The 24,258-nt window shown below is 62.9% G+C and carries 22 protein-coding genes; 12 read left to right on the top strand and 10 right to left on the bottom strand.

Annotated features, from left to right (window positions below; genetic code table 11):
* Positions 1-73: 73 nt before the first annotated feature.
* Together FQ705_RS10185 and FQ705_RS10180 are read right to left on the bottom strand one after the other, a co-directional pair.
* Positions 74-5,029 (bottom strand): AIDA repeat-containing protein, encoded by a 4,956-nt coding sequence (locus FQ705_RS10185; RefSeq protein ID WP_144140382.1) that lies wholly within the window; start codon positions 5,027-5,029, stop codon positions 74-76.
* 132 nt (positions 5,030-5,161) lie between these two features.
* Positions 5,162-6,448 (bottom strand): autotransporter strand-loop-strand O-heptosyltransferase, encoded by a 1,287-nt coding sequence (locus tag FQ705_RS10180; RefSeq protein ID WP_144140380.1) that lies wholly within the window; start codon positions 6,446-6,448, stop codon positions 5,162-5,164.
* Between the two features lie 273 nt (positions 6,449-6,721).
* On the opposite strand from FQ705_RS10180, the gene FQ705_RS10175 reads away from it, so the two are divergent.
* Positions 6,722-7,741 (top strand): sensor domain-containing diguanylate cyclase, encoded by a 1,020-nt coding sequence (locus tag FQ705_RS10175; RefSeq protein ID WP_144142306.1) that lies wholly within the window; start codon positions 6,722-6,724, stop codon positions 7,739-7,741.
* Positions 7,742-7,924: 183 nt separating this feature from the next.
* Here FQ705_RS10175 and FQ705_RS10170 read toward each other — a convergent pair whose 3' ends face one another.
* Entirely contained in the window at positions 7,925-9,229 is a 1,305-nt protein-coding gene (locus FQ705_RS10170) for an adenylosuccinate synthase (protein WP_144140378.1), read from the bottom strand.
* A gap of 143 nt (positions 9,230-9,372) precedes the next feature.
* Here FQ705_RS10170 and gcvA point away from each other — a divergent pair, with 143 nt between their 5' ends.
* From gcvA to FQ705_RS10150, 4 genes are all read left to right on the top strand, one after another.
* Positions 9,373-10,272 carry a transcriptional regulator GcvA gene (gene gcvA, locus FQ705_RS10165; RefSeq protein WP_144140377.1) on the top strand — a complete coding sequence of 300 codons (900 nt, stop codon included), beginning with the start codon at positions 9,373-9,375 and terminating at the stop codon, positions 10,270-10,272.
* Positions 10,273-10,373: 101 nt separating this feature from the next.
* Complete coding sequence (locus FQ705_RS10160; RefSeq protein ID WP_186307821.1) at positions 10,374-10,952, top strand: RNA polymerase sigma factor; 579 nt, start codon at positions 10,374-10,376, stop codon at positions 10,950-10,952.
* A 12-nt stretch (positions 10,953-10,964) separates the two neighbouring features.
* Complete coding sequence (locus tag FQ705_RS10155; RefSeq protein WP_144140373.1) at positions 10,965-11,273, top strand: hypothetical protein; 309 nt, start codon at positions 10,965-10,967, stop codon at positions 11,271-11,273.
* 19 nt (positions 11,274-11,292) lie between these two features.
* Positions 11,293-12,009 (top strand): O-methyltransferase, encoded by a 717-nt coding sequence (locus tag FQ705_RS10150; RefSeq protein WP_144140371.1) that lies wholly within the window; start codon positions 11,293-11,295, stop codon positions 12,007-12,009.
* On the opposite strand, the gene FQ705_RS10145 is transcribed toward FQ705_RS10150, so the two are convergent.
* Positions 12,006-12,632, bottom strand: coding sequence for a TetR/AcrR family transcriptional regulator (locus FQ705_RS10145; RefSeq protein ID WP_144140369.1), 627 nt, complete (start codon positions 12,630-12,632; stop codon positions 12,006-12,008). The genes FQ705_RS10150 and FQ705_RS10145 overlap by 4 nt on opposite strands.
* An 83-nt stretch (positions 12,633-12,715) precedes the next feature.
* Here FQ705_RS10145 and FQ705_RS10140 point away from each other — a divergent pair, with 83 nt between their 5' ends.
* From FQ705_RS10140 to FQ705_RS10130, 3 genes are all read left to right on the top strand, one after another.
* On the top strand, positions 12,716-13,834 hold the full coding sequence (locus tag FQ705_RS10140; protein ID WP_144140367.1) for an MBL fold metallo-hydrolase: 1,119 nt from the start codon (positions 12,716-12,718) through the stop codon (positions 13,832-13,834).
* Between the two features lie 83 nt (positions 13,835-13,917).
* Positions 13,918-14,523, top strand: a complete 606-nt coding sequence (locus FQ705_RS10135; protein WP_144140365.1) for a TetR/AcrR family transcriptional regulator — start codon at positions 13,918-13,920, stop codon at positions 14,521-14,523.
* A 120-nt stretch (positions 14,524-14,643) separates the two neighbouring features.
* Entirely contained in the window at positions 14,644-15,327 is a 684-nt protein-coding gene (locus tag FQ705_RS10130) for a type 1 glutamine amidotransferase domain-containing protein (protein ID WP_144140363.1), read from the top strand.
* Positions 15,328-15,471: 144 nt separating this feature from the next.
* Here FQ705_RS10130 and FQ705_RS10125 read toward each other — a convergent pair whose 3' ends face one another.
* Complete coding sequence (locus FQ705_RS10125; protein ID WP_144140361.1) at positions 15,472-15,807, bottom strand: hypothetical protein; 336 nt, start codon at positions 15,805-15,807, stop codon at positions 15,472-15,474.
* A gap of 112 nt (positions 15,808-15,919) precedes the next feature.
* The gene (locus FQ705_RS10120; protein WP_144140359.1) at positions 15,920-16,810 is read right to left on the bottom strand and encodes a LysR family transcriptional regulator; all 891 of its coding nucleotides are present in this window, start codon (positions 16,808-16,810) and stop codon (positions 15,920-15,922) included.
* 101 nt (positions 16,811-16,911) lie between these two features.
* Between FQ705_RS10120 and FQ705_RS10115 the strand changes: the two genes are divergently transcribed.
* A complete protein-coding gene (locus tag FQ705_RS10115) occupies positions 16,912-17,952 on the top strand; it encodes a zinc-dependent alcohol dehydrogenase family protein (RefSeq protein WP_260854434.1) in 1,041 nt (346 codons plus the stop codon).
* 44 nt (positions 17,953-17,996) lie between these two features.
* Here FQ705_RS10115 and FQ705_RS10110 read toward each other — a convergent pair whose 3' ends face one another.
* Entirely contained in the window at positions 17,997-18,653 is a 657-nt protein-coding gene (locus FQ705_RS10110) for a TetR/AcrR family transcriptional regulator (protein WP_260854433.1), read from the bottom strand.
* 198 nt (positions 18,654-18,851) lie between these two features.
* Here FQ705_RS10110 and FQ705_RS10105 point away from each other — a divergent pair, with 198 nt between their 5' ends.
* Positions 18,852-19,166 (top strand): hypothetical protein, encoded by a 315-nt coding sequence (locus FQ705_RS10105; RefSeq protein WP_144140357.1) that lies wholly within the window; start codon positions 18,852-18,854, stop codon positions 19,164-19,166.
* Between the two features lie 76 nt (positions 19,167-19,242).
* Here the strand turns inward: FQ705_RS10105 and FQ705_RS10100 are convergent, their stop codons facing one another.
* The gene (locus FQ705_RS10100) at positions 19,243-20,130 is read right to left on the bottom strand and encodes an SDR family oxidoreductase (protein WP_144140355.1); all 888 of its coding nucleotides are present in this window, start codon (positions 20,128-20,130) and stop codon (positions 19,243-19,245) included.
* Positions 20,131-20,228: 98 nt separating this feature from the next.
* On the opposite strand from FQ705_RS10100, the gene FQ705_RS10095 reads away from it, so the two are divergent.
* On the top strand, positions 20,229-21,056 hold the full coding sequence (locus tag FQ705_RS10095) for a helix-turn-helix transcriptional regulator (protein ID WP_144140353.1): 828 nt from the start codon (positions 20,229-20,231) through the stop codon (positions 21,054-21,056).
* 4 nt (positions 21,057-21,060) lie between these two features.
* Here the strand turns inward: FQ705_RS10095 and FQ705_RS10090 are convergent, their stop codons facing one another.
* Both FQ705_RS10090 and speB read right to left on the bottom strand, forming a co-directional pair.
* Positions 21,061-22,146 (bottom strand): polyamine ABC transporter substrate-binding protein, encoded by a 1,086-nt coding sequence (locus tag FQ705_RS10090; RefSeq protein WP_144142300.1) that lies wholly within the window; start codon positions 22,144-22,146, stop codon positions 21,061-21,063.
* A 53-nt stretch (positions 22,147-22,199) separates the two neighbouring features.
* A complete protein-coding gene (gene speB, locus FQ705_RS10085; protein ID WP_144140351.1) occupies positions 22,200-23,177 on the bottom strand; it encodes an agmatinase in 978 nt (325 codons plus the stop codon).
* Positions 23,178-23,272: 95 nt separating this feature from the next.
* Between speB and FQ705_RS10080 the strand changes: the two genes are divergently transcribed.
* The gene (locus FQ705_RS10080; protein WP_144140349.1) at positions 23,273-24,244 is read left to right on the top strand and encodes a LysR substrate-binding domain-containing protein; all 972 of its coding nucleotides are present in this window, start codon (positions 23,273-23,275) and stop codon (positions 24,242-24,244) included.
* Positions 24,245-24,258: the final 14 nt, after the last annotated feature.

Raw genomic sequence — 24,258 nt, 5'->3', positions numbered from 1 at the left:
GCGCGACTTTGCGTTACGCATCCGAAGCAAAGGGACGTTCGGGCGCAATTCGAATGGCACCCAGATGCTCGCCTCAGAACCGGTAGTCGAGTTTCATCCTCGCCGTCTGCGCCGAAGCATGAGTCGTGTTGATCAGCGCGTCGTAGCCGAGCGACACCGTGAGCGATTTCGTCGGCTGCAAGCTCACGCTGACGCCTGTTGTCAGGTAGCTGCGCGGCAGCCCGGTTCCTTGCGCGGCGAACAGCGTGCCGTCCTGCGCGGCAACCGTGACAGCGCGTGTCGTATCCAGCAGTTCGTGTGCGTAGCCTAGCCGCAGTTGGACATCCACCGGCCTCAGCGCGCTGCCGAACGCCTTCTCCAGCGTCAATTCCGCGTAGGGTTGAAGACTGCGGATAGTGTCGGTGCCGACGGACAGGTCCTGCCCATTTGCGCCGCTCTCGTCGAAGCCGTTGCCGTGGAAATACGCGTACCGCAATCCGATGCGCGGCGTCAGCACGACACTGCCGAGCGTCAATGGCAGGCTGGCCTGTCCCGCAGCCGTAAACTCCTGCCCCAGGTGGTCCCCCTCGGCCGTGCCGATCGGACCGAACGGCCGCTTCTGCGTGAGGAAATCGAGGCCGTAACCCGTGGTGGCCGATACGCCCACCGGACCGAACCAACGGCTGCCGTATAGCGCGAGCCGCAACGTATCGGTCGTCGCGGAATCGCCGGTGTCCTGCTCGTCGATATCGGCATGCGTGTAGCCGGCGGCAATTCCTAGCGTGGCGTCGCCGACCCGCCGTTCGCGCCCAACGAGGAAACCATACTGGCGCGCCTCGAAACCAGGCGCGCCGTTCGTTCCGCTTACTTTGGTCTGTGCCCCGGTGGCGTTGATCCATCCATCCGCGCCGCCAACCGCCTTGCCGGGCGCGCCGCTGAGGCGGTCGAGCAGCGCCGCGTTCGCGGCCTGCGCATCCAGCGAGACCGTCGATCCAGCCGCCGTGTAGATGCTGGTATTGATCGGTGCAATCACCGTGGATGGGGTCGACGGTGGCGTCGTGGTCGAAGGCGGCGTCGTCAGCGCGGCATCGGTCAATACGAGATCGACGTTGTTCGGACCGTAGTTGATCGCCTGTTGCAATGAACCGAGATTCGCGCCGGCGGAGACCGTCTTGCTCAAGCTGGTGAACTGCCCGTTGATGCCGCCCGTTGCCGTCAGCACGGTGTACTGTCTGGCCGTGTAGGTCCCCGGGTCGTACATGATCGCGAGGCCGCCGTTCAGCGACGCCGTTCCACCTACCTTCAGTTGCGAGCCCGCAGCCGGGCTCACTTCGATGACCAGGTTTGCGCTGGCCGCCTGCGTGTAGTTGCCATTGACCGACAGCGTGCCGATCGAGCCGCCGGGCATCACCGCGCCGTTGTTCGTCACGTTGCCGCTAATCGAGCCGTGGCCGCGCAGCGTGCCGGGCGGGTCCACCAGCACGTCGCCACCCAGCACCGCGCCCGGCGTGTTGATATCGCCGACAGCGAGAGTGCCTGTCGCGACTTCGGTGATTCCGGAAAACGCGTTGCTGTTGCCGTTCAGTACCAGCGTGCCGGCGCCCACCTGCTCGATCCTTCCGGTACCGGACAGGTCATCCCCGTAGGTGACCGTATCGGGCCGGTTGAAGATGAGCAAGCCATTGTTCTCGGTCGCGCCGATCAGATCGCCGGCGGCGGTGCCTTGCCCGATGGTCAGCGTGCCGCCGGGCAGCACGACCGGATTCGTCAGCGATCCGTACAGATGCTGGGTACCGCCGCTCAATACCTGCGTACCGTTGACCGTCGCGCCGCTCGACACGGTCTGCACCCCGCCGCTGGATACGACCGTGCCATTGGTCGTCGCGCCGGACAAGACGTTTTGCGTGCCGCCGTTGCCGACGACCGTGCCGGATGTGACGCCGCCGGAAGCGACTGTTTGCGAGCCACCCGCAGTAATTAGCGTACCGCTCGCTGTCCCGCCCGAGGAGACGGTCTGGAAACCTCCGTTGCCGACAACCGTCCCATTTGCCACGCCGCCCGACTGAACAGCCTGCATGCCGCCGCTGCTGACGACCGTCCCGGTCGCCACGCCGCCCGACTGAACGGCCTGCGTGCCGCCGCTGTCGACCGTGGTGCCGGTCGTGACGCCGCCCGCGGCGACCGACTGCTGGCCGCCGCCTGCGATCACTGCGCCACTCGCCGCACCGCCGGAGAGAATGTTCTGTTGCCCGCCACTCCCGACCGATGTCGCGACAGCCGCGCCGCCCGACGAAACGACTTCCAGGCCGCCGCTGTTGACCGTCGTGCCGGTCGTGACGCCGCCTGACAGAACCGTCGCCGAGCCGCCGCTGTCGACAACCGTCCCTGTCGCCACGCCACCGGAAGAGACGAACTGTTGACCGCCGCCGCTCACGGTCGTGCTCGTGGCCGCGCCACCCGACGCGAGCATTTGCTGGCCACCGCTGCCGACGATCGTGCCGGACGCCGCCCCGCCCGACGACACCGTCTGCTTGCCGCCATTGCTCAAGGTCGTGCCCGTGGCCGTACCGCCGGACAGAAGCGTTTGCTGGCCGCCGCTGCTGACGATCGTCCCCGATGCCGCGCCGCCCGACGACACCGTCTGCGTCCCGCCGTTGCTCAACGTCGTGCCGGTGGCCGTGCCGCCGGACAGGAGCGTCTGCTGCCCGCCGCTGCTGACGAGTGTGCCGCTCGCCGAGCCGCCGGACGACACGGTCTGCGTGCCGCCGTTGCTCAAGGTCGTGCCCGACGCCGAACCGCCGGACACAAGCGTTTGCTGACCACCACTGCTGACGACGGTGCCGACGGTCGCGCCACCCGACACGATTTCGCTGCCGCCACTTACCGTCGTGCCGCTGTCGACGCCGCCGGTCAGAACGATCGCGCTACCTCCCGCGCTGACGATCGCATTGAGCGATACACCGCCTGTCGACACGGTTTGACTGCCACGACTGCCGACCAGCGTGTGGGTCGCCGTGTCGCCGACGAGAACGATCAGTTGGCCGCCGTTCTCGACCAGCACGTTCTGCGCGATGCCGCCCGAAATCGAAAACGCCCCGGATGTATTGCTGCCGCTCACCGTCGCCGATGTGTTGGTGACGAGGGCCGCGCCCGCGGACTGCACGACGTTGGATGCAGTGCCGCCTCCGGACACTTGCAGGACGGCACCGCTTCCGGCGCTGACGGTGGTCGCGCGGCCGCCCGAAGAAACCGTCACGAGACCGCCGCTGGTGACCGTCGTGAGTGTCGCCGAACCGCCCGACAGAACGATCGCGCTGCCCCGGCTACCGACGTGAGTGGCCGATGCGCTACCGCCGGAGGACACCGTCAGCGCGCCGCCGTTTTCCAGCAGCACGCCGCTGGCGACGTTACCCGTGATCGAAAACGTGCCCGACGTGTTGCTGCCGTTGACTGTCGCCTTCGTATTCGTGACCAGCGCGCCACCTGCTTGCTGCGTGACCGCCGTCGCCGTGGCACCGGATGAGACAGTCAGCGTGCCGCTGCTGCTGATCGTGGTGCTGGTCGCAGCGCCGCCCGCCGCAATGGTCGCGGTGCCCCGGCTGCCGACGTGCGTGGACGATGCGCTACCGCCGGACGACACCGTCAATGCGCCACCGTTTTCCACCAGTACGCCGCTGGCGATACCGCCGGAAATCGAAAACAGGCCCGAGCCGTTGCTGCCGCTCACCGTCGCCGACGTATTCGTGACCAGCGCGGCGCCCGCTTGCTGCGTGAGCGCCGTCGCCGTCGCGCCGGCTGAAACATTCAACGTGCCGCCGCTGCTCACTGTCGTGCTGGTCGCAGCGCCGCCCGCCGCAATCGTCGCGGTGCCCCGGCTGCCGATATGCGTGGACGATGCGCTGCCGCCTGACGAGACCGTCAAGGCGCCGCCGTTTTCCAGCACCACGCCGCTGGCGATACCGCCGGAAATCGAAAACGAGCCCAAGGCGTTGTTGCCGCTCACCGTCGCCGATGTGTTGGTGTTCAACGCCGCGCCGGCGGATTGCGTGACGGCGCTGGCGCTTCCGCCTGCGCTGACCGTCAGGATGCCGCCCGATCCGACCGTCGTGCTGCTCGCGACGCCGCCGGATAAAACGCTCTGCGTGCCGCCGCTGGTCACGCTCGTCGTGCTCGTGTGGCCGCCGGAAGACACGGTCTGCGTGCCGCTCGATCCCACCGTTGCGCCACTCGCGAGACCGCCCGACAAAACGTTCTGCACGCCACCCGAACCGACGGTTGCGAGCCCATCCTGTCCAAGCACGGTCTCGATTCCTCCCGCCGATAATTTCGTCGCACTCGCGACGCCGCCGGACGAGACGGTGAAGGCGCCGCCCGAGAGGGTCGTCGCCGAGGCGGTGCCGCCGGACTGCACGATCACCGCACCACCGCCGACGACGTGAGTCGTGTTGATCGCACCGCCTGCCGCGACGGTCTGGCTGCCGCCGGAACTGACCGTTGCCGACGTTTCCGTTCCCGCCACCGACTCCTTGCCACCCGAGCGGATCGTCGTCAGGCTGGCTTGACCGCCGGCCGCCACCGTGGCACTGCCACCGGCGCTGAGCGTCGTGCTGGTAGCCGAACCGCCCGACAGAACCGACACGAGGCCGGGTTTCACCACGGCGCCGCTAATGCTCCCGCCGGATGACACCACGAGGCTGGCCGTACTCCCGCTCAACACCGTGCCGAGCGCCACCCCGCCCGCGGAAACCGCTTCGCTGCCGCCGCTCTGAAGCGTCGTGCCGGTCGTGACGCCGCCCGCCATCACGCTCTGCTGGCCGCCGGACACCACGATGTCGCTGACGGTGCTGCCAAGCACCTGCTCGCCGGCACTCACGGTCGAAGCGGTTTCCGTCGTACCCGCACTGACCACGGTCTGCGCGCCCGCATGCTGGGCGAGCCACGGCTGCATCGACAACGCCGCCAGCAACGCGCTGACGAGGCGTGAACAACGCCGATAGCGCCGGCCGAACCTGCGGACACCAAACCAGCGGCGCCAGGTCAATCGTTTCATCTGCTTCCCCGAGGTTGCGTGGAGCTTTGTGCTCTTTTCTTTTCGCTGGTTGCCGCTTGCTTATTGTTTTTCTGCCTGATGCCTGATGCTTGTGCAGCTTCTTATCTATCGATTGCAACTATCCTGCGGGCATCACGCAGCAAGAGCCGGTGATGTCGGGAAGCCCGGTATGCGCCGGATCGTGTCCATCACCTGTTCGGCCGTAATCAGCCGCGTGCATTCGAACTGTCGCGGCGTGCCGGCATGACGCGGACACCACAGAAAATCCTTGTGATCGAACTGCACCCGCGTATCGTTCCAGCAGCTGTTGCAGGTGTGGTAATTGATAACCCGGTAAGGCGTGGCGAATTCGTTGACTGGATGCGTGAAGCCGCTGACCATCACCACGGGCGTTTCCATGGCCCATGCCAGCCATGACAGACCGCTGCTCAGGCCCACGAAGAATGCCGCGTGCTTGAGCCAGCGGGCGCGCTCCACGAGCGGGATGTCGCCGGTCTGATCTTCGGAGCCGTACGGAATGTGATTCCAGACAATGCCGCTGCCGTGCGTCGCCTTCTGATCGATGCAGATCACCCGGTAGCCTTGTTCCTTCAGGAACCGTACGAGCGCTTGCCAGCCGCCCGGATGATTCCAGTATTTGGACTGCGTGGTGCTCTGCGACGCGATGCACACATATTTCTGTTCGATCGGCCGGCTATCGTCGGCCAGCGCGACACGCGGACGTGCTTCTTCAGGGTCGACGCCGAGGATATAAGCCGCCGTGCGGTGCAGCCCTACCAGCCGGAAATCGCACGGCTGATAGGCGTTCGCCTCATCGTTGAAGAACAGACCGATGTTGTAGGTCGCATAGTATTGCGACGGCTCCGCCTGGGCGGACGTCAGGAATCTGATGGACGGATAAGTCTCGCGAAAGAGCGGAATCAGCGCTTCACCCATCACGCACGTCAACCGGCACTGGTGCTGGCGCTCGAATTTGACCGCGTAGGGAAACCAGGCAATCGTGTCGCCGAGCGTTCCCGTCGGGAAATGAATCAGTACCTCGCGGCCGCTCAGGTCCAGCCGGTGACGAAGCACTTCCTTGCCCTGCGAGCTGACCGTGAATTCGAACGGCACGAAATATTTCTTGCTGCTGGCAACGCCGCCCGCCGCCAGGCGCGTCTCGAACAGCGTGTTGCCCGTTCCCGTGTCGCGGATGCATACGTGCCATTCCCCGTCGCCTTCGGGAAGCGTGATCCGGCAGCCGTCGTTGAAGTCATAGCGGATGCCGGCCGGCCCGGCCTGCGTGGGCACGAGCGGCGGCGCCTGAATCCCTGGCGAGCCGCTCTCCGTTGCCGTGCTGGAGCCGGTGGCTGTTGTCTCAGCGGAAACGGGTGCTGCTTCGCTGGCACTCGAGACCGGGTTATTCGACACTTCGGACATATAGAAATTAATATTTTTGTGCCTGCTATGTCGCGAGGACAGCGCGCGCGTTCGACCGGCTTGTTCTGGTTTCCCCGTTGCCTCCTTACGTGAAGGCGTGTCATTTAAGCATTAGAAAGAAACAGTAGCAATAGCTCGATTTTTGCCGCGTGGCGGACCGGTCTGTAGCCGAACTCAGATGCCGACCTGGCTATCATGTGCATGATATCGGTGTCGGAGTTCGCGCTCCGGCATGACGCTCCCCTTTCAAAATCCATTCATGAGGAACGACTGATGGAGGACATGCTGGAAAGCCTGTCGGCGACTCTAGCGACAGCGAACAGTCTGGAGGCACTCACCCGACCGCTGCTGGAAATGCTTGAAGTCGTCACCGGACTCGAGTCGACGTACCTGACATCGATCGACCAGGAAAATGCCGTTCAGTCGATCACGATCGCTCGCAATTCAGGTGAACTGCTCATCCCCGAAGGGCTGACCGTCCCATGGTCCGACACGCTGTGCAAGCGCTGCCTGGAACAGGGTCGGCGCGTCGTGTCCAATGTCAGCGAAGTGTGGGGCGACTCCGGGGCGGCCGCCGCTCTGGGCATCGAGACGTATGCGAGCGCACCGATTTGCGGCAGCAATGGCGCCGTCATCGGCACGCTGTGCGCCGCCGGAAAGGACAGCAAGACGCTCGGGCCGCGCGCGCGCAGCGCGCTCAATCTGTTTTCGAAACTGATTGCACAACATATCGAGCGCGAGCGGCTGGTCGAGGAATTGCGTCGCTCGAACGAGTACCTGACGAAATTTTCGCTGACCGATTCGCTGACCGAATTGCCGAATCGCAGGGCGCTACACGACGAGCTCGGCCGGTTGCTCGCCAGAGCTGCGCGCGACGGATCTTACGTGCTCGTGGGTATGTTCGATCTGGACGGCTTCAAACAGATCAACGACCAGTTCGGTCACCTCTCGGGCGATCAGTTGCTGGAGCAGTGCGCGGGACGCCTCGCCGGAATCGTACGGGACACGGATATGCTGGCCCGCGTCGGCGGCGACGAGTTTGCTTTCGTCGGACCGGCACCGGCCGACGAGGAGGAAGCGAACTGTGCCGCGGCCGTGCTTGCCGTTCGCGCCGCGGAGGTCACAGCCGGGAGCTATCTCCTTCGCGATACACGATTGACGTATCCGGGTGTGAGCGCCGGCGTGGTGGCGGTGCGCTTCCTCTCGGTGGATCAGGCACTCGCACTGGCCGATGCCGCCATGTATCGCGCGAAGCGTGAACGCCAGCGGGCCAAAGGCGACCTTCCCCACTAGCCCGCGCTGCCAACGGGCGTGCCGCGCGGGGCGGCGATCGTTACCCGCACTGCACGGCAGCCCGTTTCACGCAAAGGCTCGCCTCGCGCCTCGCGCTTGCCGCTTGCCGCTTGACGCTCGGCGCTCGGCGCTCGGCGCTCGGCGCTCGGCGCTCGGCGCTCGGCGCTCGGCGGTGCGGGTCAATCAGATTGCCACGCCGTCCGCTTCCGCGAACGGACATTGCAGGACAATCGCGTCATCGCGTTCAGGGCCGGTGGTGACCATCGATACCGGAATGCCGACTTCGAGCTGAATCGCTTCGATCAGCGCCTTCGCCTCGGCGGGCAGTGCGTCATAAGAGCGGATGCCTCGGGTCGAGCCGTGCCACCCTTCGAAACGCTTGAGAATCGGCTGGAGGCGCTGCTGCCCGGCGTTGGTGGACGGCATGTAGTCGATGCGTTTGCCGTCGAACTCGTAGCCGACGCACACGTAGAGCGACTCGAAACCATCGAGCACATCTAGCTTGGTCAGCGCGAGCGAGTCGATGCCGGAGACCTTGATGCTCTGCCGCAGTTGCACGGTGTCGAGCCAACCGCAGCGACGCGGCCGTCCCGTGTTGACTCCATACTCGCCACCGCGCTGCCTGAGCGTATCGCCGGATGCGCCGCTCACCTCGGACGTGAAGGGACCTTCGCCGACCCGGGTTGCATAGACCTTGCTGACGCCGAGTACCTGCCCAAGGCGCGACGGAGCGATGCCGGTGCCACTGGCTGCACCGGCAGCGACGGTGCTCGACGACGTCACGTAGGGATAGCTGCCCCAGTCGACGTCCAGCATTACCGCTTGCGAGCCTTCGAATACCGTGCGCTTGCCCGATGCATACGCGTTGTCGAGCTGTTCCCAGACACGCCCCATGAACGCCAGGATTCGCGGCGCCATGGCAAGCAGATCGGTCAACATCGGGTCGCGCGAAAAAGTCTCCAGACCCACGCCACGGAACCACGCGTTGTGGTGTTCGAGCAAGGCGTCGAGCTTCGCACCAAGCGACTCAGGCTCAGCCAGGTCGCAAACGCGCAAGCCTCGACGGCCCACCTTGTCTTCGTATGCCGGACCAATGCCGCGCAACGTGGTCCCGATCGGCTTTGCACGCAGACGCTCCTGCGCGGCGTCGAGCGCGCGGTGTACCGGAAGGACGAGCGTGGCCGTCTCTGCAATCTGCAGCAGATCCGGCGTGATGCCGATACCCAGCGCGGCCATACGGTCAATCTCGGCCAGCAACGCCTCGGGATCGAGGGCGACGCCATTGCCGATCAGGCCGAGCTTGCCGCGCACCACGCCGCTGGGAAGCAGCGCCAGTTTATAAGTCTGACCGTTCACCACGAGCGTGTGACCCGCGTTGTGGCCACCGTTGTAACGCACGACGATGTCCGCCTTTTCAGCCAGCCAATCCACGATTCGGCCTTTGCCTTCATCGCCCCACTGCGCACCCACCACAACGACATTCGACATATGTTTGTATTCCTGGTGACTTAAACGAACCAATCCAGAAGCAGAAATACCGCCATCCGACGCACTATAGTGGTTCGATGCGATCGCGATAAACGATATAAACTCATCGTATCTGTCAGGAAAACTCACATAGAGCCCCGTTTATGTCACGTCGCCTACCCCCGTTGAACGCGCTACGCGTATTCGAAGCCGCCGCGAGGTTCGAGAGCTTTTCCGCGGCAGCCGACGAGCTTTGCGTCACCCACGGCGCCGTCAGCCGGCAAGTCGGGCAACTGGAAGCCTGGCTTGGACACGATCTGTTCGAACGCCGCGGGCGCAGGGTCGTACTGAGCGCGCCGGGGCGCGCGTACCTGTCCGAGATATCGGCGGCACTCGACCGCATCGCACTGGCCACCGATGAACAACTGCGAGTCACGCGCCAGCAGATCATCCGGGTCAATGCACCGACCACCTTTGCGTTGCGATGGCTGCTGCCGCATCTCTCCAACTTCCAGCGGATCAACCCGGCAATCGAAATTCGCCTGGCGACTTCGGATGAACCGATCGAGCGACTCCGCGACGAATGCGATGTAGCGATTCGCGGTAGTGCGCAGAAATCGGTGGGATACGTGGTCAACGAGTTTTTATCGGAAGTCCGGCTGCCGGTGTGCTCGCCCAAGGTGCTGAACGCCCGACCGATACACCAGGTCTCGGACCTCGCGCATCACACCCTGCTTCATACGGCGACCTATCCGGGGCTCTGGGCCGAATGGTTTGCGGCGTGCGGCAATCCCGAGCTGGTTGCGCACAACGCCCAGCAACTGGACCACTTTTATCTGACGCTTCAGGCCGCCATCGACGGCCTGGGGATCGCGATGGGCCCGACCGCACTCGTCGCGCTCGATGTCGAAGAGGGCCGTCTCGTGTTTCCATTCGACGGCCCAGCATTGCCGGCCTGGCGCTACTGCAGCTACGTCCACAATTCACGCATCGAGGACCCCGCCATCAATATCTTTCTGACGTGGCTGCGCGAACTGGGGCATCGATTTTCACGCAACGCATAGTGCAGGAACCGCTTTCATCGACATGACGGGCCATCACTGCCAACCGCAGATTTTTTTAAAGCCGCCCACAATATTCTTGCGCCTGAAACGTCTTCAGCTGCATGGAACCGCCACCCACCTCGGACACGATGACCGAACGAGACAGCGACATCACCGCGACCGTGGTGCGTGAGCGTACGAGGCTCATCAATTTCATTCGGCGTCGCATACGCGATCCGAACGATGCCGAAGACATCCTTCAGGATGTCTTCCACGAATTCGTGCAGGCCTATCGCCTTCCCGCTCCGATCGAACAGGCGAGCGCGTGGCTGTACCGTGCCGCGCGCAACCGCATCATCGACCGTTTTCGCAAGAAGAAAGAGGAGCCGTTGACGGACCTGTCAGCAAACGAGGACGACAGCGACGAATATCGCCTCGACCTCGCTCTGCCGGCGAGCGACGCAGGTCCCGAAGCACTTTACGCGCGCACCGTATTGCTCAAGACCTTGCAGGACGCGCTCGATGAGTTGCCGCCCAACCAGCGCGACGTCTTTATCGCGCATGAACTGGAAGGGCGTTCTTTCAAAGACATGGCCGCAGAAAGCGGCGTCACGCTCAATACCCTGCTCGCGCGCAAACGCTACTCGGTTTTGCATCTGCGCGCCCGGCTGCAGGCAATTTATGACGAACTGGATATTTAAAGGAGTCGACGGATGAATTTTCGAATCAGATGTGCAGGTAAAGCGCTACTCGTCGTGGTTGGCGTCGGCGTATTGGGTTTTGCGGTCATGACGCTATGGAACTGGGTTGTACCGGCGCTATTCGTCAGCGCCCGCACGATCGATTTCGCGCACGCACTGGGCTTGCTGGTGTTGAGCCGCATCCTGTTCGGCGGATTCCGCGGACATGGCGGCTGGCGCGGGCGGCGGCATTGGCGCAAATGGGATGCCATGACACCCGAAGAACGAGAGCGCTTTCAGGCGGCGTGGCCCTCACGTTCGAACCGGCACGGCGGCAATTGAGCGATTCCCGGGAGACTCTATGACATCGACAGGTACGATGCTTTTGCGCCGGCTTCACGAACAGAGCCAGACAGAAGTGATGACCCGCGCAAGGGCGCAATTCCGTGGATCGAGCGAGGAGTTTCTGACGCTCGCAGACGAATACGACACGCTCGCCCCACGCTTGCGCGGACGGTTTCTCGATTCGCTCGGTTTATCGAGCGAAGACTTCGAATCCTCGCAGGGCACGACGTTGTCGTTAGCGGTGAGTGCGGAAACGGGAAGCTTTTTGCGCAACATGGTGCTGGCACACAAGCCGGCCCGGATTCTCGAACTGGGCAGCTCCTGCGGCGTATCCACGCTGTATTTCGCCGACGCGCTCAGCACGCTGGGTCGCGGCACCGTAGTCGCGACAGAACTCGACCCGGACAAGTGCGCGAGTCTTCGCACTCATGTCAGAACCGCGGGCGTAGACGCTTACGTCGACCTCAGGGAAGGCGACGTCTTCCAGACCGTCGCCGAACTGACCGGGACGTTCGACATGGTGTTCATCGACGTCTGGGCCAGCGCGTATCTGTCGTTGTTCAAGCAAACCGAGCGTCTGCTTCAGCCGGGTTCCATCATTCTCGCCGACAACATGTACACGGCCGAAGACGCCGTTCTGCCCTACAAGCAATACCTCGACGACAACCCGCGCTTCTCGACCACGACGCTCGGCTTTGAATCCGGAATCGAGTTCACCGTCGTCGTGGCTTAAGTCGATGAACCCGCATAACGCGCCAGAAACATATCGGCCGCTGAATCCGCGACCTTCGCCTGTTCGTCCGGAGTGAGCGGCGGCTGACCCATTGTCACCTGCGGCCAGAAAGCGAATGCCTTCACGAGACCTTGCAACTCCTGCGCCGCGAACATCGGGTCCGATGTTTGAAGTCGTCGATCGGCGGCCGCCGCGCGCACCCATATGGTCAGGTCTTCCTCACGTTCGCTCAGGCGCGCCACCATGTCCCGGGCGCGCTCCGGCGAGTGAATGCCCGCCGCGATGGCGACTCGCGCGAGTGCCAGGAATGCGTCGTCGTTCATCAGCTTCAGCTTGCGCGACAACAACTCCAGCAACTGCGGACGCAGAGGCTGGTCGGCGCGATAAACCGGCGAGTCCGCCGTGTGACTGGCATCCCACAACTGTCGCAGGATCTCGGCGAACAGGGCTTCCTTGCTGGGGAAATGGTTGTAGACGGTGCGCTTGGAGACGCTCGCGCGGGCGGCGATGCGGTCCATGCTGGTCGCATCGAAGCCGGCCGCAAGAAATTCTTCGATGGCCGCAGTGATGACGGCCAGACGTTTGCGATCGGTCAGACGTTGATGGGTGACATTCGGGTCCATCCCGAAATTTTACACTGAGCGGTTTACTTTTCTCGAAAATAAACTACACTGACTAGTCTACTTTTCGCCTCGGGACGTCTCATATGACATCGCTCATCGATTCCATCAGCCGCCGGTTGGGTTTCACTGCCGCGAAGCGCGGACGCGAGTCGTCCGGTTCGTCGGCCCAGCACGATGGCGAGCGCTTTCGTAACGTCAAGCCGCGTCCCGTGGAAGGGTTCGGCAAGACATTGAGCATCGTGTGGAACGTCCTGTTCAACAAGCCGGCGGGCACGGTCCCGGCGGCTGCGCTTCCCGTCGACCCGTTGACCCGCGAGCAACTCGATGCTGCCCCCGACCGCAGCCTCTACCGGCTCGGACATTCGACCATGCTGCTCAAGCTGCGCGGTCGATTCTGGCTGACCGATCCGGTATTCGCCGAACGCGCGTCGCCGTTCAAGCGGTTCGGCCCGAAGCGTTTTCACGCGCCGCCCATCGCGCTCGCCGATTTGCCGCCGCTGGCCGGCGTGATTCTGTCGCACGATCACTACGACCATCTCGACCGCGATACGGTGCTCGCGCTCGCCGCGACAACCAAGGTCTTTCTGACGCCGCTGGGTGTAGGCGACCGTCTGATCGAATGGGGCGTCGACGCGAGCAAGGTGCGCCAGTTCGACTGGTGGCAGGGTACGGAGATCGATGGCCTCACGTTCACGGCGACACCCGCACAGCATTTCTCGGGGCGTAGTCTGTTCGACGGCAACAGCACCTTGTGGGCATCGTGGGTCATCGTGGACGACGATCTGCGAGTCTTTTTCAGCGGCGACACCGGCTATTTCGACGGCTTCAAGACAATCGGCGAACGCCTCGGTCCCTTCGACGTGACGCTCGTCGAGACAGGCGCCTACGACAAGCAATGGCCGTACGTCCACATGCAGCCCGAAGACACCGTGCAGGCCCACGCCGATCTGCGCGGCCGCTGGCTGGTACCGATTCACAACGGCACGTTCGACCTGGCGATGCATCGATGGCACGAGCCGTTCGAGCGCGTGATCGCGCTGGCCGTCGCGCGCGGTATCGTCCTCGCGACGCCGCGCATGGGCGAACGGCTGGATCTCGCTGCGCCGCATCGCGGCGAGCGCTGGTGGCGAAATGTTCCCGAGATCGCGCCCGCGCCGCGCCGCCGGTTTTTCTGCCGCAACGCCGGGCAGGCTAATTCCTGAGGGCGCTAGCCCGCATCGGGCGTGATTCAACCGCCTGGAAAAATTTAGTAGACGACTGGTCTACTATGCGCTAAAGTCCGTTCATGCCTACCGCAAATACATCCGAAACCATCGACGTCCGCGAGAACATCATCGCCGTTGGTCAACGGTTGATCGGCGCCAAAGGTTTTTCGGCCGTTGGGCTGAATGAGATTTTGTCGGAAGCCGGAGTGCCGAAGGGTTCGTTCTATCACTACTTCGGCTCCAAAGATGCGTTCGGCGTGGCATTGCTCGACAGTTACTTCGAGGAATATCTGAGCGACCTCGACCAGACGCTTGCCGAGCCGGGATTGAACATGGCGCAGCGCCTGACTAACTACTGGCGCATCTGGCAGGAAACCCAGTCGTTTTACGATTGCCAGGGCAAATGTCTGGCGGTCAAGCTGGGCGCCGAGGTGGCCGACATGTCGGAAGCGATGCGCGCCACGCTGAATCGCGGCACGGCGGGTATCGTCAGCCGGTTGGCGCGCGCTATCGAAACCGGGGCGGCCGAAGGTTCGCTGTCGGTCGGGGGCGATCCCGCAAGCGTCGCGCAAAGCCTTTACCAGTTGTGGCTTGGCGCCAGCATCATGGTCAAGATCGTTCGCAACGTGCAGCCCTTCGCCATGGCGATGGCCACGACCCAGCAGATGCTCCACCTTGCGCCCTGACAATCCGGGCGGCAAGCGCACTTCTTCGGAAGTGCTTTTTTTAGGCTCATTTACTAGACGACTGGTCTACTATTAACGAGCAACACGCTCATCGATTCACCCACCCGACGGAGAAGCAACATGAAAGTACTGATGGTTCTGACCTCGCATGACCAACTGGGCAACACGGGCCGCAAGACGGGTTTCTGGCTCGAAGAACTGGCTGCGCCCTACTACGCGTTCAAGGACGCGGGCGCGCAAATCGTGCTGGCTTCGCCTAAGGGTGGCCAGCCGCCGCTCGATCCGAAGAGCAACGAGCCGGCCAATCAAACCGACATGACGCGCCGCTTCGAACTCGACACGCAGGCTACGGCGCAGCTCGCCGCCACGGTGCGACTCGACAGCGTCTCGCAAGCGGACTTCGATACGGTCTTCTACCCCGGCGGTCATGGTCCGCTGTGGGACCTCGCCGAGGACAGCCACTCGATCGCCCTGATCGAATCGTTTATCGCCGCCGGCAAGCCCGTCGCGCTGGTCTGCCACGCGCCTGGCGCGCTGCGCCATGTCCGCACGCCGGATGGCGCGCCGCTGGTACAAGGCAAGAAGGTCACGGGCTTCACCAACTCCGAAGAAGCGGCGGTTGGACTGACCGACATCGTGCCCTTCCTCGTGGAAGACGAACTCAAAGCCAAAGGCGGCATTTATTCGAAGACCGACGACTGGGCCCCGTACGTCGTCAGCGACGGCCTGCTGATCACGGGACAAAACCCCGCTTCGTCGGCGCCGGCCGCGGCCTTGCTGCTCATGCACCCCGCGCTCGCCTGACGCTGAACCAGGCCGCGTGCCGCTGTGTGGAAGAGTTTCTAAAAAAAAGGCCGCTATCTTCGAAGACAGCGGCCTACTCGTGCAGGGCGCGCGTTCGCCCTTTACGCGAGCTCATTCACACCTGATTGTCACCCTCGATTGCCGTTATTGAACCGGCGATTTGACCGAAGGTGTCGCTAGCGAATTGTTGCTCTTCGGCGCGCTCGTACCGGTGGTCGAGTCGTCGTTCGTCCCCTTCTGCTGACGCGCGTTCGCCGAACCGGCGCCCATGCCGCTGTCCGAGTTAGTGGCGCCAGGCGTGCCGTAGCCGCTCGTCGTGCTGTTCATCTGATTCGTAGCCGGGCTGGACGTAGTGCCCAGGCTCGACGACCCGCCTCCGCCCGAGCCACCGCCTGCGCCTCCGCCCGACTGTGCATAAGCGCCGCCCGACAGAGCAAGTGCGGCGACGGCCGCGATTAACGTGCTGGTTGCCTTGTTCATGATCCGTTCCTCCTTGCATGGACTGGAATACCAACGCAGACGCGTGACATCTGCTTGCTCATGAAGCGAGCAATCACCGTGCCGCGCGAGTGCAAGCGCCGCAATCCGGTGCCTATGGCGACATGCTCGCTAATCGCTCGCAAAGGAAGTCGATGAAGACGCGTAATCTCGGCGCGAAATGCTTGCCGGAAGGCCACATGAGGTGAAACGTCGTGCCCGCCTCCGAGCAACTGGGGAGAACATGCACTAATTGCCCTGCATCCAGATGCTGCCTGATTGCGAAATCAGGCAGATAGGCAATGCCCAGACCCTGCAAAGCAAAGGAAATTCGCGCCGCGAGATTGTTGCAGACAATCGCCGTCGACAATTGGAAGTCGGTACCGACTTCGTTCTCGTCGAGCGGCCAAACCTGCAATTTGCCGGTATTGGGAAAACGAAACTGAATGCACGCATGCCTGGTGAGATCGTTGACTTTCTGCGGCGTCCCGCAGCGCGCAAGATAATCCGGCGAGGCCACTAGCAACATGCTGAACGCTCCCAGCCGGCGTGCCGTTAGCCGCGAGTCCGGCGCGTCCCCGCTGCGGATCACGACGTCGAAGCCTTCGTCGATTACATCCACCCGGCGGTCCGTGAATTCGAGGTCGAGATCGACGTCGGGAAAAGCCTGTTTGAATTGCCCCATCACGGACAGAAAAGGCTCGGTGACCAGCGGCAGGCTAACCCTCAGGCGGCCGCGCGGGCGCAGATTACGTTGCGACAACTCCACTTGCGCCGCCTCGATCTCCCCCAGAATGCGACGCCCGCGCTCCAGAAACAGCGCGCCTTCCGCCGTCAACGCAACGCTACGCGTGCTGCGGTGGAACAGGCGTACGCCGAGTTGTTCCTCGAGCGCACTCACCCGCTTACCCACGGCCGACGCGGATATCCCCAGCAACCGGCCTGCCGCGACGAAACTGCGCGTCTCGGCCACCTGCACGAATACGTTGATGGCGCTGCTCTCCATGGGCGCTCCTGATTACGGAGAAATGTCTCCGTACAGAGAGGAACTCTACCCCACTTACTCCCGAATGATGAACTTCCTAGCATGGAGGCTTCTTTCATCAAATGCAGAGGTTCGCCGTGGACAGCACCATCAATCGCTGGGAAATACCGTCGCTGGGACTCGATCAACTCGCGCTGCGCGCAGTGCCTCGCCCGACGCCGAAAGCCGGCGAAATCCTGGTCGAAGTCGAGGCGGTATCGCTCAACTACCGCGATGCCGAAGTGGCCGATAACGGCATGGGCAATGCGCTCACCTTCCCGTTCACGCCGGCGTCCGACATGGCCGGCCGCGTCGTCGCCGTGGGCGAAGGCGTCACGCGATTCACGCCCGGGGACCGGGTGCTGTCCGCCTACATTCCGGAATGGATCGACGGCGTACCGCTATCGTGGACGCAAGCGCCGACCCAAGGCGGCCCGATCCCCGGCATGCTTGCGCAGTATGTCGTGACGCCCGCCGAATGGTGCGTGCGCGCGCCACGTACATTGAACGCCATCGAAGCCAGCACGCTGCCGGTCGCGGCCTTGACCGCCTGGATGGCGCTGGTCGAACTCGGCAACCTGCATGCCGGCCAGAGCGTCGTCGTGCAAGGCACGGGAGGCGTATCGCTGTTTGCGGTCCAGTTGGCCGCCGCCCACGGCGCGCGGGTCATCGTCACCAGCGGCAGCGATGAGAAGATCGCGCGTGCGATCGCGCTCGGCGCGAGTCACGGTATCAACCGCAACACGACGCCCGACTGGCAACACGCGGTACTGGAACTGACGAACGGGCGCGGCGCCGACCATATTCTGGAAATGACCGGCGGCAACAATGTCGAACGCTCCCTGCAAGCCGTGACTCAGGGCGGCCGTATTTCCGTCATCGGGCTTCTCGACTCGGACCGACTCAGCTTGCCGATCCTCGCGTTGCTGGCAAGCCGTGCATCGATTGTCGGTATCGCCGTCGGTCCGCGTCGCGCACTCGAGGACCTCGTTCGTACCGTCGATCTGCTCGGCATCAAACCCGTGATCGACGCCACTTATGCCTACTCACAAGTGCCGCAAGCGTTCGCACATCTGCGACGCGGTGCGTTTGGGAAGATCGTCGTACGGGTGAGCGAAGCATGACCGAAGCTGCGATGTTTTGTGCGCGGCCTCTACGCGCTGACTGCTCATTTTTTTCGCGGCGATGCAGACGCGAAATACGAGCGCACCAGTTCGCGGACTTCAGCCAATAGCATCGGCCGCATCGCGGGCTCTTCGTTAGCGATACCGATCACGCCTTTCAACATAGGTAGCAAAACAATCGCCATGACTTTGGCTTTCGCCGGACTAAGGCCCGGCACGGCCTGGCGCAAGATGTCCGCAACGCCTCCGCGAATCGCATCGCGAAAGCGCACGCGCTGGTCGGCACTGCCGCCACGCGCGTCCGCCAGTGCACCGGCAAAGCGACGCTGCGAGTGCAGCACGAGCATGAAGTCGACCAACGCGTCGGCGACACCGTCGAGTGTCATGTCGGGCACCTGTTGCGCTATCTCGTCGAGCCCGTTTTTGACGTGCAGTGCGTAACGAAGCAACAACGCGTCGGCGAGGGCTTCCTTGGAGGGAAAGAATCGGTAGAGCGAACCGATCGCGGTCCCCGAACGGGCCGCGATCTCGGTCATGGTCGCCGCGTCATAACCTTTTTCCGCGAACACGTCGACGCCGGCCTCCATGATCGCGGCGACCCGCTGGCGCCCTTTTTCTCCTTTCGGTTCACAAGCGCGGGCAGAGTCGAGGGCAGGTTTAGGGGTAGATGAGACCATTTGGAATGGCAAATATGCGAGCAATTGATAGGAATTCCTCGCATATTATCATGCAGCATTGCTTTCGATTTAATGCGGATATTTTTCCATTTTTAATGATCTTCTTTGCGGATACGTTGACATGTTAAAAGACGTCGCTTAGCATATTTGAGAGGATATCCTCTCAAATATGCGACGCATGTTTCTACGATCCCGTTTCATCACCGACCCGGCTAAAAGTTCATGTACTACATCACGCTGTTCCTGGCTGGCGCTTTCCTGTGCAACGCTATCCCGCACCTCGCGATGGGTTTGCAAGGCGCGCCATTTCCCACTCCGTTCGCCAAGCCGCGCGGCGTCGGCAACTCGTCGCCGCTTATCAATTTTCTGTGGGGCGCGCTCAATCTGATCGTGGGTCTCGCAGGCTTGAGCCGTCACCCGTTGACGCTAGGCGCCAATCTCGAGTGTCTTTCAGTCGCGCTCGGTGCGATCCTGATTGGCGTGTTTCTAGCCAGTCATTTCGGCAAGGTGCGGAAGCAGGCGATCGCCACTCCCTAACGAATACGCGGGCCGATGCTCGACGCCAGGAGCGCCCACGTTTCGCGTGAGACTGCTCCACGGCGTACTGCTACCGTCAGGCGTAACGCGCTTCGTCGAGATCGGCGATCAGCGTCGGGCCCGTCGGCTTCCAGCCCAGCCTTGCCTGCGTCAGCGCGCTGGAGGCCGGCATGTCCAGGCCGACGAACATCGCCATCCATCCGAAATGCGCCGCCGCTTCTTCCGCTGCGATCGAAACGACCGGCAAGTTCAGGCCACGTCCGAGCGACTCGGCGATTTCGCGGCTGCTGATGCCCTCCTCACCAACTGCGTGATAACGCGCACCCGGCGCCCGCTTTTCGATCGCGAGTCGATATAGACGCACCACGTCGGAAAGATGACCGGCAGGCCAGCGATTACGCCCCTCGCCCACATAGGCCACCACGCCTTTCTCCCGAGCGACGGCGACCAGCGGCGTGATAAGGCCTTGCTTGAAAGGATTGTGGACTTGCGGCAAGCGCATTACCGACACGTTGACCCCGGCCTCGAGCAGCGCATTGCCTGCCAGTTCCGAGCCGATACGCGGATTGGGATGGCGCGTGTTGAAGACATCCTCGCTGGCCGGCTCGCCGTGCTCGCCACTGCCCACCCCCGTGCCGGACGTAATGAGAAGCGGACGATCCGAGCCCGTGAGCGCGGACCCGAGTGCGGCGATGGCGCGCTTGTCCTTTTCGCAGTTCTCGACGAAGTTCGAGAAGTCGTGATCGAAAGCCGCGTGAATGACAGCATCCGCTTTCGACGCGCCATCGCGCAGGCTCGCGGTGTCTTCCAGCGTGCCGCGATGCACCTCGGCGCCCGCGTCGGCCAGCGCTTGCGCGCCGGCGTCCGAACGCGTCATGCCGATCACGTGATGGCCGGCCGCGATGAGTTCGGGAACGAGGGCCGATCCGATGAAACCTGTCGCGCCCGTAAGAAAGATACGCATGGTGAACTCTCCGTGTTAGTCACCCGCTCACTATCCGGCCATTTCTTATCACGTTAAAGTAGTGATCTCATCATAGTAAAACGACTAACAGGGTTCTCATGTCAGTCAATTCGGCTTCGTCACTCGGCGATTTTCTGCGCAACCGCCGCTCGCGTCTCGACCCCGCGAGCTTCGGATTTTCCGGACGCAGACGCACACCGGGCTTGCGCAGGGAGGAAGTCGCGCAGCGTGCCCACATCAGTCCGACCTGGTACACCTGGCTCGAACAGGGACGCGGCGGCGCGCCGTCGCCGGACGTGCTGGACCGCATCTCCAGCGCGCTGATGCTGACGGATACGGAGCGCGAGCATCTCTTCATGCTGGGCCTGGGACGGCCGCCGGAAGTCCGTTACAAGTCGGTCGAGGCCGTCAATCCGCGCTTGCAGCGCCTGCTCGATTCGCTTCAAACCAGCCCGGCCATCATCAAGACCGCGACCTGGGATGTCGTCGCCTGGAATCGTGCCGCGGCTGTCGTGCTGACAGACTATGCCGCGCTGCCCGCCGGCGAGCGCAATATCCTGCATTTCCTGTTTCGCGATCCCGCCGTGCGTGCCAAGCAGCACGACTGGGAAAGCGTCGCGCGTTTTGTCGTGGGCGCCTTCAGGGCGGATGTGGCGCGCGCCGGTCTTTCGTCCGAGGTGGGCGCGCTCGTCGACGAGTTGAGTCGTATCAGCCCGGAGTTCGAGACGCTGTGGCGCGATAACGATGTGCTCAGTCATGGCGATACGGGCGGCGTGAAGCGACTGATGCATCCGCAACTGGGGTCGATCGAGCTGGAATATTCGGCATTCTCCGTGGATGGCCGCCCGGACCTCGGCATGATCGTCTATACGCCGCTCGACGATGAAATAGCCGGGCGCATCAAGCTGCTTATCTCGCCGCGGTGAGGCGTTATCCCCCCGACTTCAACTGCGCCCACAGCCTGCCTTCCAGCCGCTTGATCGTCGACGGCAGCGGTTTGAGCAGGAACAGCGTTTTCAAAACCGCCGCAGACGGATACACAGTGGGATCATTCAGGATCTCCGGGCGTACGAACTTGCGCGCAGCCATATCGGCATTTGGATAGAACACCTCATTGGTGATGGCCGCATGCACTTCCGGGCGCTCGATATAGTTGATCCAGTCGAATGCGGCTTGCGGATGCGGCGCATCTTTCGGAATCGCCATCATGTCGAACCACACCGGTGCGCCGCCGGCGGGAATGAAGTATTTGACCTCGTAGCTCTTGTTGGCTTCGTGCGCGCGATGGCTCGCCATCGACACATCGCCCGACCAACTCAACGCAAAACAGATGTCATCGCCGGCAAGATCGTTGATATAGCTGGTCGCGTTGAATTGCGTGATATACGGACGAATTTTTTTCAGCACTTCATAGGCGGCCTGGTAATCGGCTGGATTCTCGCTGTTCGGGTCGCGGCCGATGTAATGCAACGTGACCGCGAACACATCGGACGGCGCGTCGAGCATGGACACGCCACAACTCTTCAGCTTGCTCAGGTATTCAGGCTTGAAGAGGATGTCCCAATTGTCGAGCGGCGCATCGTTGCCGAGAATCTTTTTGACGCGCGTGACGTTATAGCCGAGTCCTGTGGTCCCCCATGCCCACGGCACCGCGTATTGATTGCCGGGGTCCGCATCGGCGACGAGTTTCAGCAGGCTCGGGTCCAGGTTCACCAGGTTCGGCAGTTTCGATTTATCGAGTTTCTGATAGATGCCCGCCTCGATCTGTTTGGCGAGAAAGTTCGAGGTGGGCACCACCACGTCGTAGCCGGTCGACCCGGTCAGCAGTTTTGCCTGCAAGGTTTCGTCACCGTCGTAGACGTCATAGCGCACGTGAATGCCGGACTCTTTTTCAAAGTTGGGCACGGTGTCTTTCGCAATATAGTCGGCCCAGTTGTAGAGGTTGAGCAGCTTTTCATCGGCATGCGAGCTTGTGCCGAATGCACAGAGCAGCAGCGCTGCCAGCATCGGCTTCATGATGGGTGACATGATCGTTATCCAGAGAGGTTTCGATAAAGGCGTGAGCTCGCTTACGTGCGCTGCTGGCGCTGCAACTTCTGATTGCGCATCAGACACAGCATGTCGGCGGCAAGATGTGCCGCGGCGAGCGCGGTCACGTCGCTGTGGTCATAAGGCGGCGACACTTCCACCACGTCGGCGCCGACCAGATTGACGGGGCCCAGCGAGCGAACGATTTCCAGCGCCTGGGCCGAACTCAGACCGCCCGCGACCGGCGTGCCCGTGCCCGGCGCGAATGCCGGATCGAGGCAATCGATGTCGAATGTCAGATAGGTCGGTGCATCGCCCACGATCGTCAGCACTTCGTCGATGGTCGCCTGCGTGCCGTTGCGATGAACCCACGGCGCGTCCAGAATGCGCACGCCCATGAAGTCGTCGTTCCAGGTCCGTATGCCGATCTGCACCGAGCGAGCCGGGTCGATGAGTCCCTCGCGGATGGCCTTGTAGAACATCGTGCCGTGATTCAGCGAATCGGGGTTGTCGTCCGGCCAGGTGTCGCAATGCGCATCGAAGTGGATCAGGCTCAGCGGTTTGCCATACTTTTCCGCGTGCGCGATCAGCAACGGGTAGGTGATGTAGTGATCGCCGCCCAAGGTCAGCATGCGCGTGCCGGTGGCCAGAATGCCGCGCGCGTGGGCAACGATGGCGTCGCGAATGCCAGGCGGATTGTGCGCGTCGAACCAGCAGTCGCCGTAGTCGACCACGTTCAGATGGTCGAACGGGTCGATGCCCCACGGAAACGCACCCAGTTCGGCCAGTTGGACCGAGGCGGCACGCATGCCTGCGGGACCGAAGCGGGTACCCGGGCGGAAAGTCGTGGCGAGGTCGAGCGGAATGCCCGATACGGCGACATCGACGCCGCTGAGATCGCGGGTGTACGGCCGGCGCATGAACGACAGCACGCCCGCGTAAGTCGGGGCCGAGGGCTGCCCCTCGATGCCTGCGGCAGCGGTCGGCGTGAGGTGGGAAGGCGTGAAATTCGAGGTCATACAGTCCGATCCAGTGGGATTTGGCAAACGCTGTCACACAAAAATGGCTCATGTCTGCCGGAACCCGGAAGCACGTGTGAGTAGCGACTGGCTGTATGATTGCGGGTAAAAATTCCGGCGAAAAGCAAAGAATCTTGCTGGAAGTATCGATATTTTTAATATCTCCCGGCGACCCTCACATGCGCAGACTTCCCCCGTTGCAGGCCCTGCTCGCTTTCGACGCCGCCGCGCGGCTCGGCAGCTTCACGCGTGCAGCGCAAGAACTCGCGCTGACGCAATCGGCGATCAGCCATCAGATCCAGCAACTCGAGGAATGGACCGGGCAGCCCCTGTTTCGTCGGATCGGGCGTGGTGTCGCGTTGACCGCCGCCGGTACGCTCTATGCGCAGACCGTGACTTCGGCGCTGGCCACGCTTGCCGATGGTCGTGATCGCATCGAGCCGTACGGCAATCCGGATTCGGTGATCGTCGTGTGCGCGCCGCAGTTCGCATCGGGCTGGTTGATGCCGCGCATGCGCGCATTTTCGGAAGCGTTACCGAAGCTCGAGATCTGGCTCGTGACCGGGGAAGAGGTCAATGAGATCGACCGTGTCGATGTCGATCTCGTCGTCTCGTCGAAGAAGATCGACACGGCCGAAGTGACGTGCGAGCGCTTGCTCGATGAAGACGCAGTCGCCATCTGCGGGCCGTTGACCGCGCGTCGTTTGCACTCCACGCCGTTTCCCGAAGTGTTGACGCAAGCGCCGTTGCTGGTTCACGAGGCACGCCCGGACTGGGCGCCGTGGCTGCCCGATTTGCGGCGAGGCGGCTTGCGAACGCGCCGCGCGATGACGGTCAGCGATCCTCGCTTTCTCGTGTCGGCCGCCGAGCAGGAAGCGGGGATCGCCATGGTGTCGCGGCTGACTGCCGGCGATGCGCTGACGAGCGGCCGCGTTGAAGTCTTGCCACAAGTGCCCGGTTTCGCGCTCGCGCCCCTGTGGCTGATGCGCTCGGCGCAGCCGGCGCGCTCCGCTGCCGTGGATGCGGTCTATGAATGGATGATGGCGCTTTGCAGAAGTGGGGGATGACGGGCAGGGTCCGA

This window comes from Paraburkholderia sp. BCC1884, assembly GCF_900996225.1.
Lineage (GTDB): Bacteria > Pseudomonadota > Gammaproteobacteria > Burkholderiales > Burkholderiaceae > Paraburkholderia.
The sequence above is the reverse complement of the archived record's forward strand: the minus strand, read 5'-3'. Positions and strand labels throughout refer to the sequence as shown.

What these genes read in the sequence shown, in the direction of transcription:
- FQ705_RS10145 (WP_144140369.1), bottom strand. Translation starts at nt 12,632, where the DNA reads ATGGACCCGAATGTCACCCATCAACGTCTGACCGATCGCAAACGTCTG.
- FQ705_RS10175 (WP_144142306.1), top strand. Translation starts at nt 6,722, where the DNA reads ATGGAGGACATGCTGGAAAGCCTGTCGGCGACTCTAGCGACAGCGAAC.
- gcvA (WP_144140377.1), top strand. Translation starts at nt 9,373, where the DNA reads ATGTCACGTCGCCTACCCCCGTTGAACGCGCTACGCGTATTCGAAGCC.
- FQ705_RS10100 (WP_144140355.1), bottom strand. Translation starts at nt 20,130, where the DNA reads ATGCGTATCTTTCTTACGGGCGCGACAGGTTTCATCGGATCGGCCCTC.
- FQ705_RS10120 (WP_144140359.1), bottom strand. Translation starts at nt 16,810, where the DNA reads ATGGAGAGCAGCGCCATCAACGTATTCGTGCAGGTGGCCGAGACGCGC.
- FQ705_RS10160 (WP_186307821.1), top strand. Translation starts at nt 10,374, where the DNA reads ATGGAACCGCCACCCACCTCGGACACGATGACCGAACGAGACAGCGAC.
- speB (WP_144140351.1), bottom strand. Translation starts at nt 23,177, where the DNA reads ATGACCTCGAATTTCACGCCTTCCCACCTCACGCCGACCGCTGCCGCA.
- FQ705_RS10130 (WP_144140363.1), top strand. Translation starts at nt 14,644, where the DNA reads ATGAAAGTACTGATGGTTCTGACCTCGCATGACCAACTGGGCAACACG.
- FQ705_RS10140 (WP_144140367.1), top strand. Translation starts at nt 12,716, where the DNA reads ATGACATCGCTCATCGATTCCATCAGCCGCCGGTTGGGTTTCACTGCC.
- FQ705_RS10170 (WP_144140378.1), bottom strand. Translation starts at nt 9,229, where the DNA reads ATGTCGAATGTCGTTGTGGTGGGTGCGCAGTGGGGCGATGAAGGCAAA.
- FQ705_RS10095 (WP_144140353.1), top strand. Translation starts at nt 20,229, where the DNA reads ATGTCAGTCAATTCGGCTTCGTCACTCGGCGATTTTCTGCGCAACCGC.
- FQ705_RS10180 (WP_144140380.1), bottom strand. Translation starts at nt 6,448, where the DNA reads ATGTCCGAAGTGTCGAATAACCCGGTCTCGAGTGCCAGCGAAGCAGCA.
- FQ705_RS10115 (WP_260854434.1), top strand. Translation starts at nt 16,912, where the DNA reads ATGCAGAGGTTCGCCGTGGACAGCACCATCAATCGCTGGGAAATACCG.
- FQ705_RS10155 (WP_144140373.1), top strand. Translation starts at nt 10,965, where the DNA reads ATGAATTTTCGAATCAGATGTGCAGGTAAAGCGCTACTCGTCGTGGTT.
- FQ705_RS10125 (WP_144140361.1), bottom strand. Translation starts at nt 15,807, where the DNA reads ATGAACAAGGCAACCAGCACGTTAATCGCGGCCGTCGCCGCACTTGCT.
- FQ705_RS10090 (WP_144142300.1), bottom strand. Translation starts at nt 22,146, where the DNA reads ATGAAGCCGATGCTGGCAGCGCTGCTGCTCTGTGCATTCGGCACAAGC.
- FQ705_RS10080 (WP_144140349.1), top strand. Translation starts at nt 23,273, where the DNA reads ATGATTGCGGGTAAAAATTCCGGCGAAAAGCAAAGAATCTTGCTGGAA.
- FQ705_RS10185 (WP_144140382.1), bottom strand. Translation starts at nt 5,029, where the DNA reads ATGAAACGATTGACCTGGCGCCGCTGGTTTGGTGTCCGCAGGTTCGGC.
- FQ705_RS10135 (WP_144140365.1), top strand. Translation starts at nt 13,918, where the DNA reads ATGCCTACCGCAAATACATCCGAAACCATCGACGTCCGCGAGAACATC.
- FQ705_RS10105 (WP_144140357.1), top strand. Translation starts at nt 18,852, where the DNA reads ATGTACTACATCACGCTGTTCCTGGCTGGCGCTTTCCTGTGCAACGCT.
- FQ705_RS10150 (WP_144140371.1), top strand. Translation starts at nt 11,293, where the DNA reads ATGACATCGACAGGTACGATGCTTTTGCGCCGGCTTCACGAACAGAGC.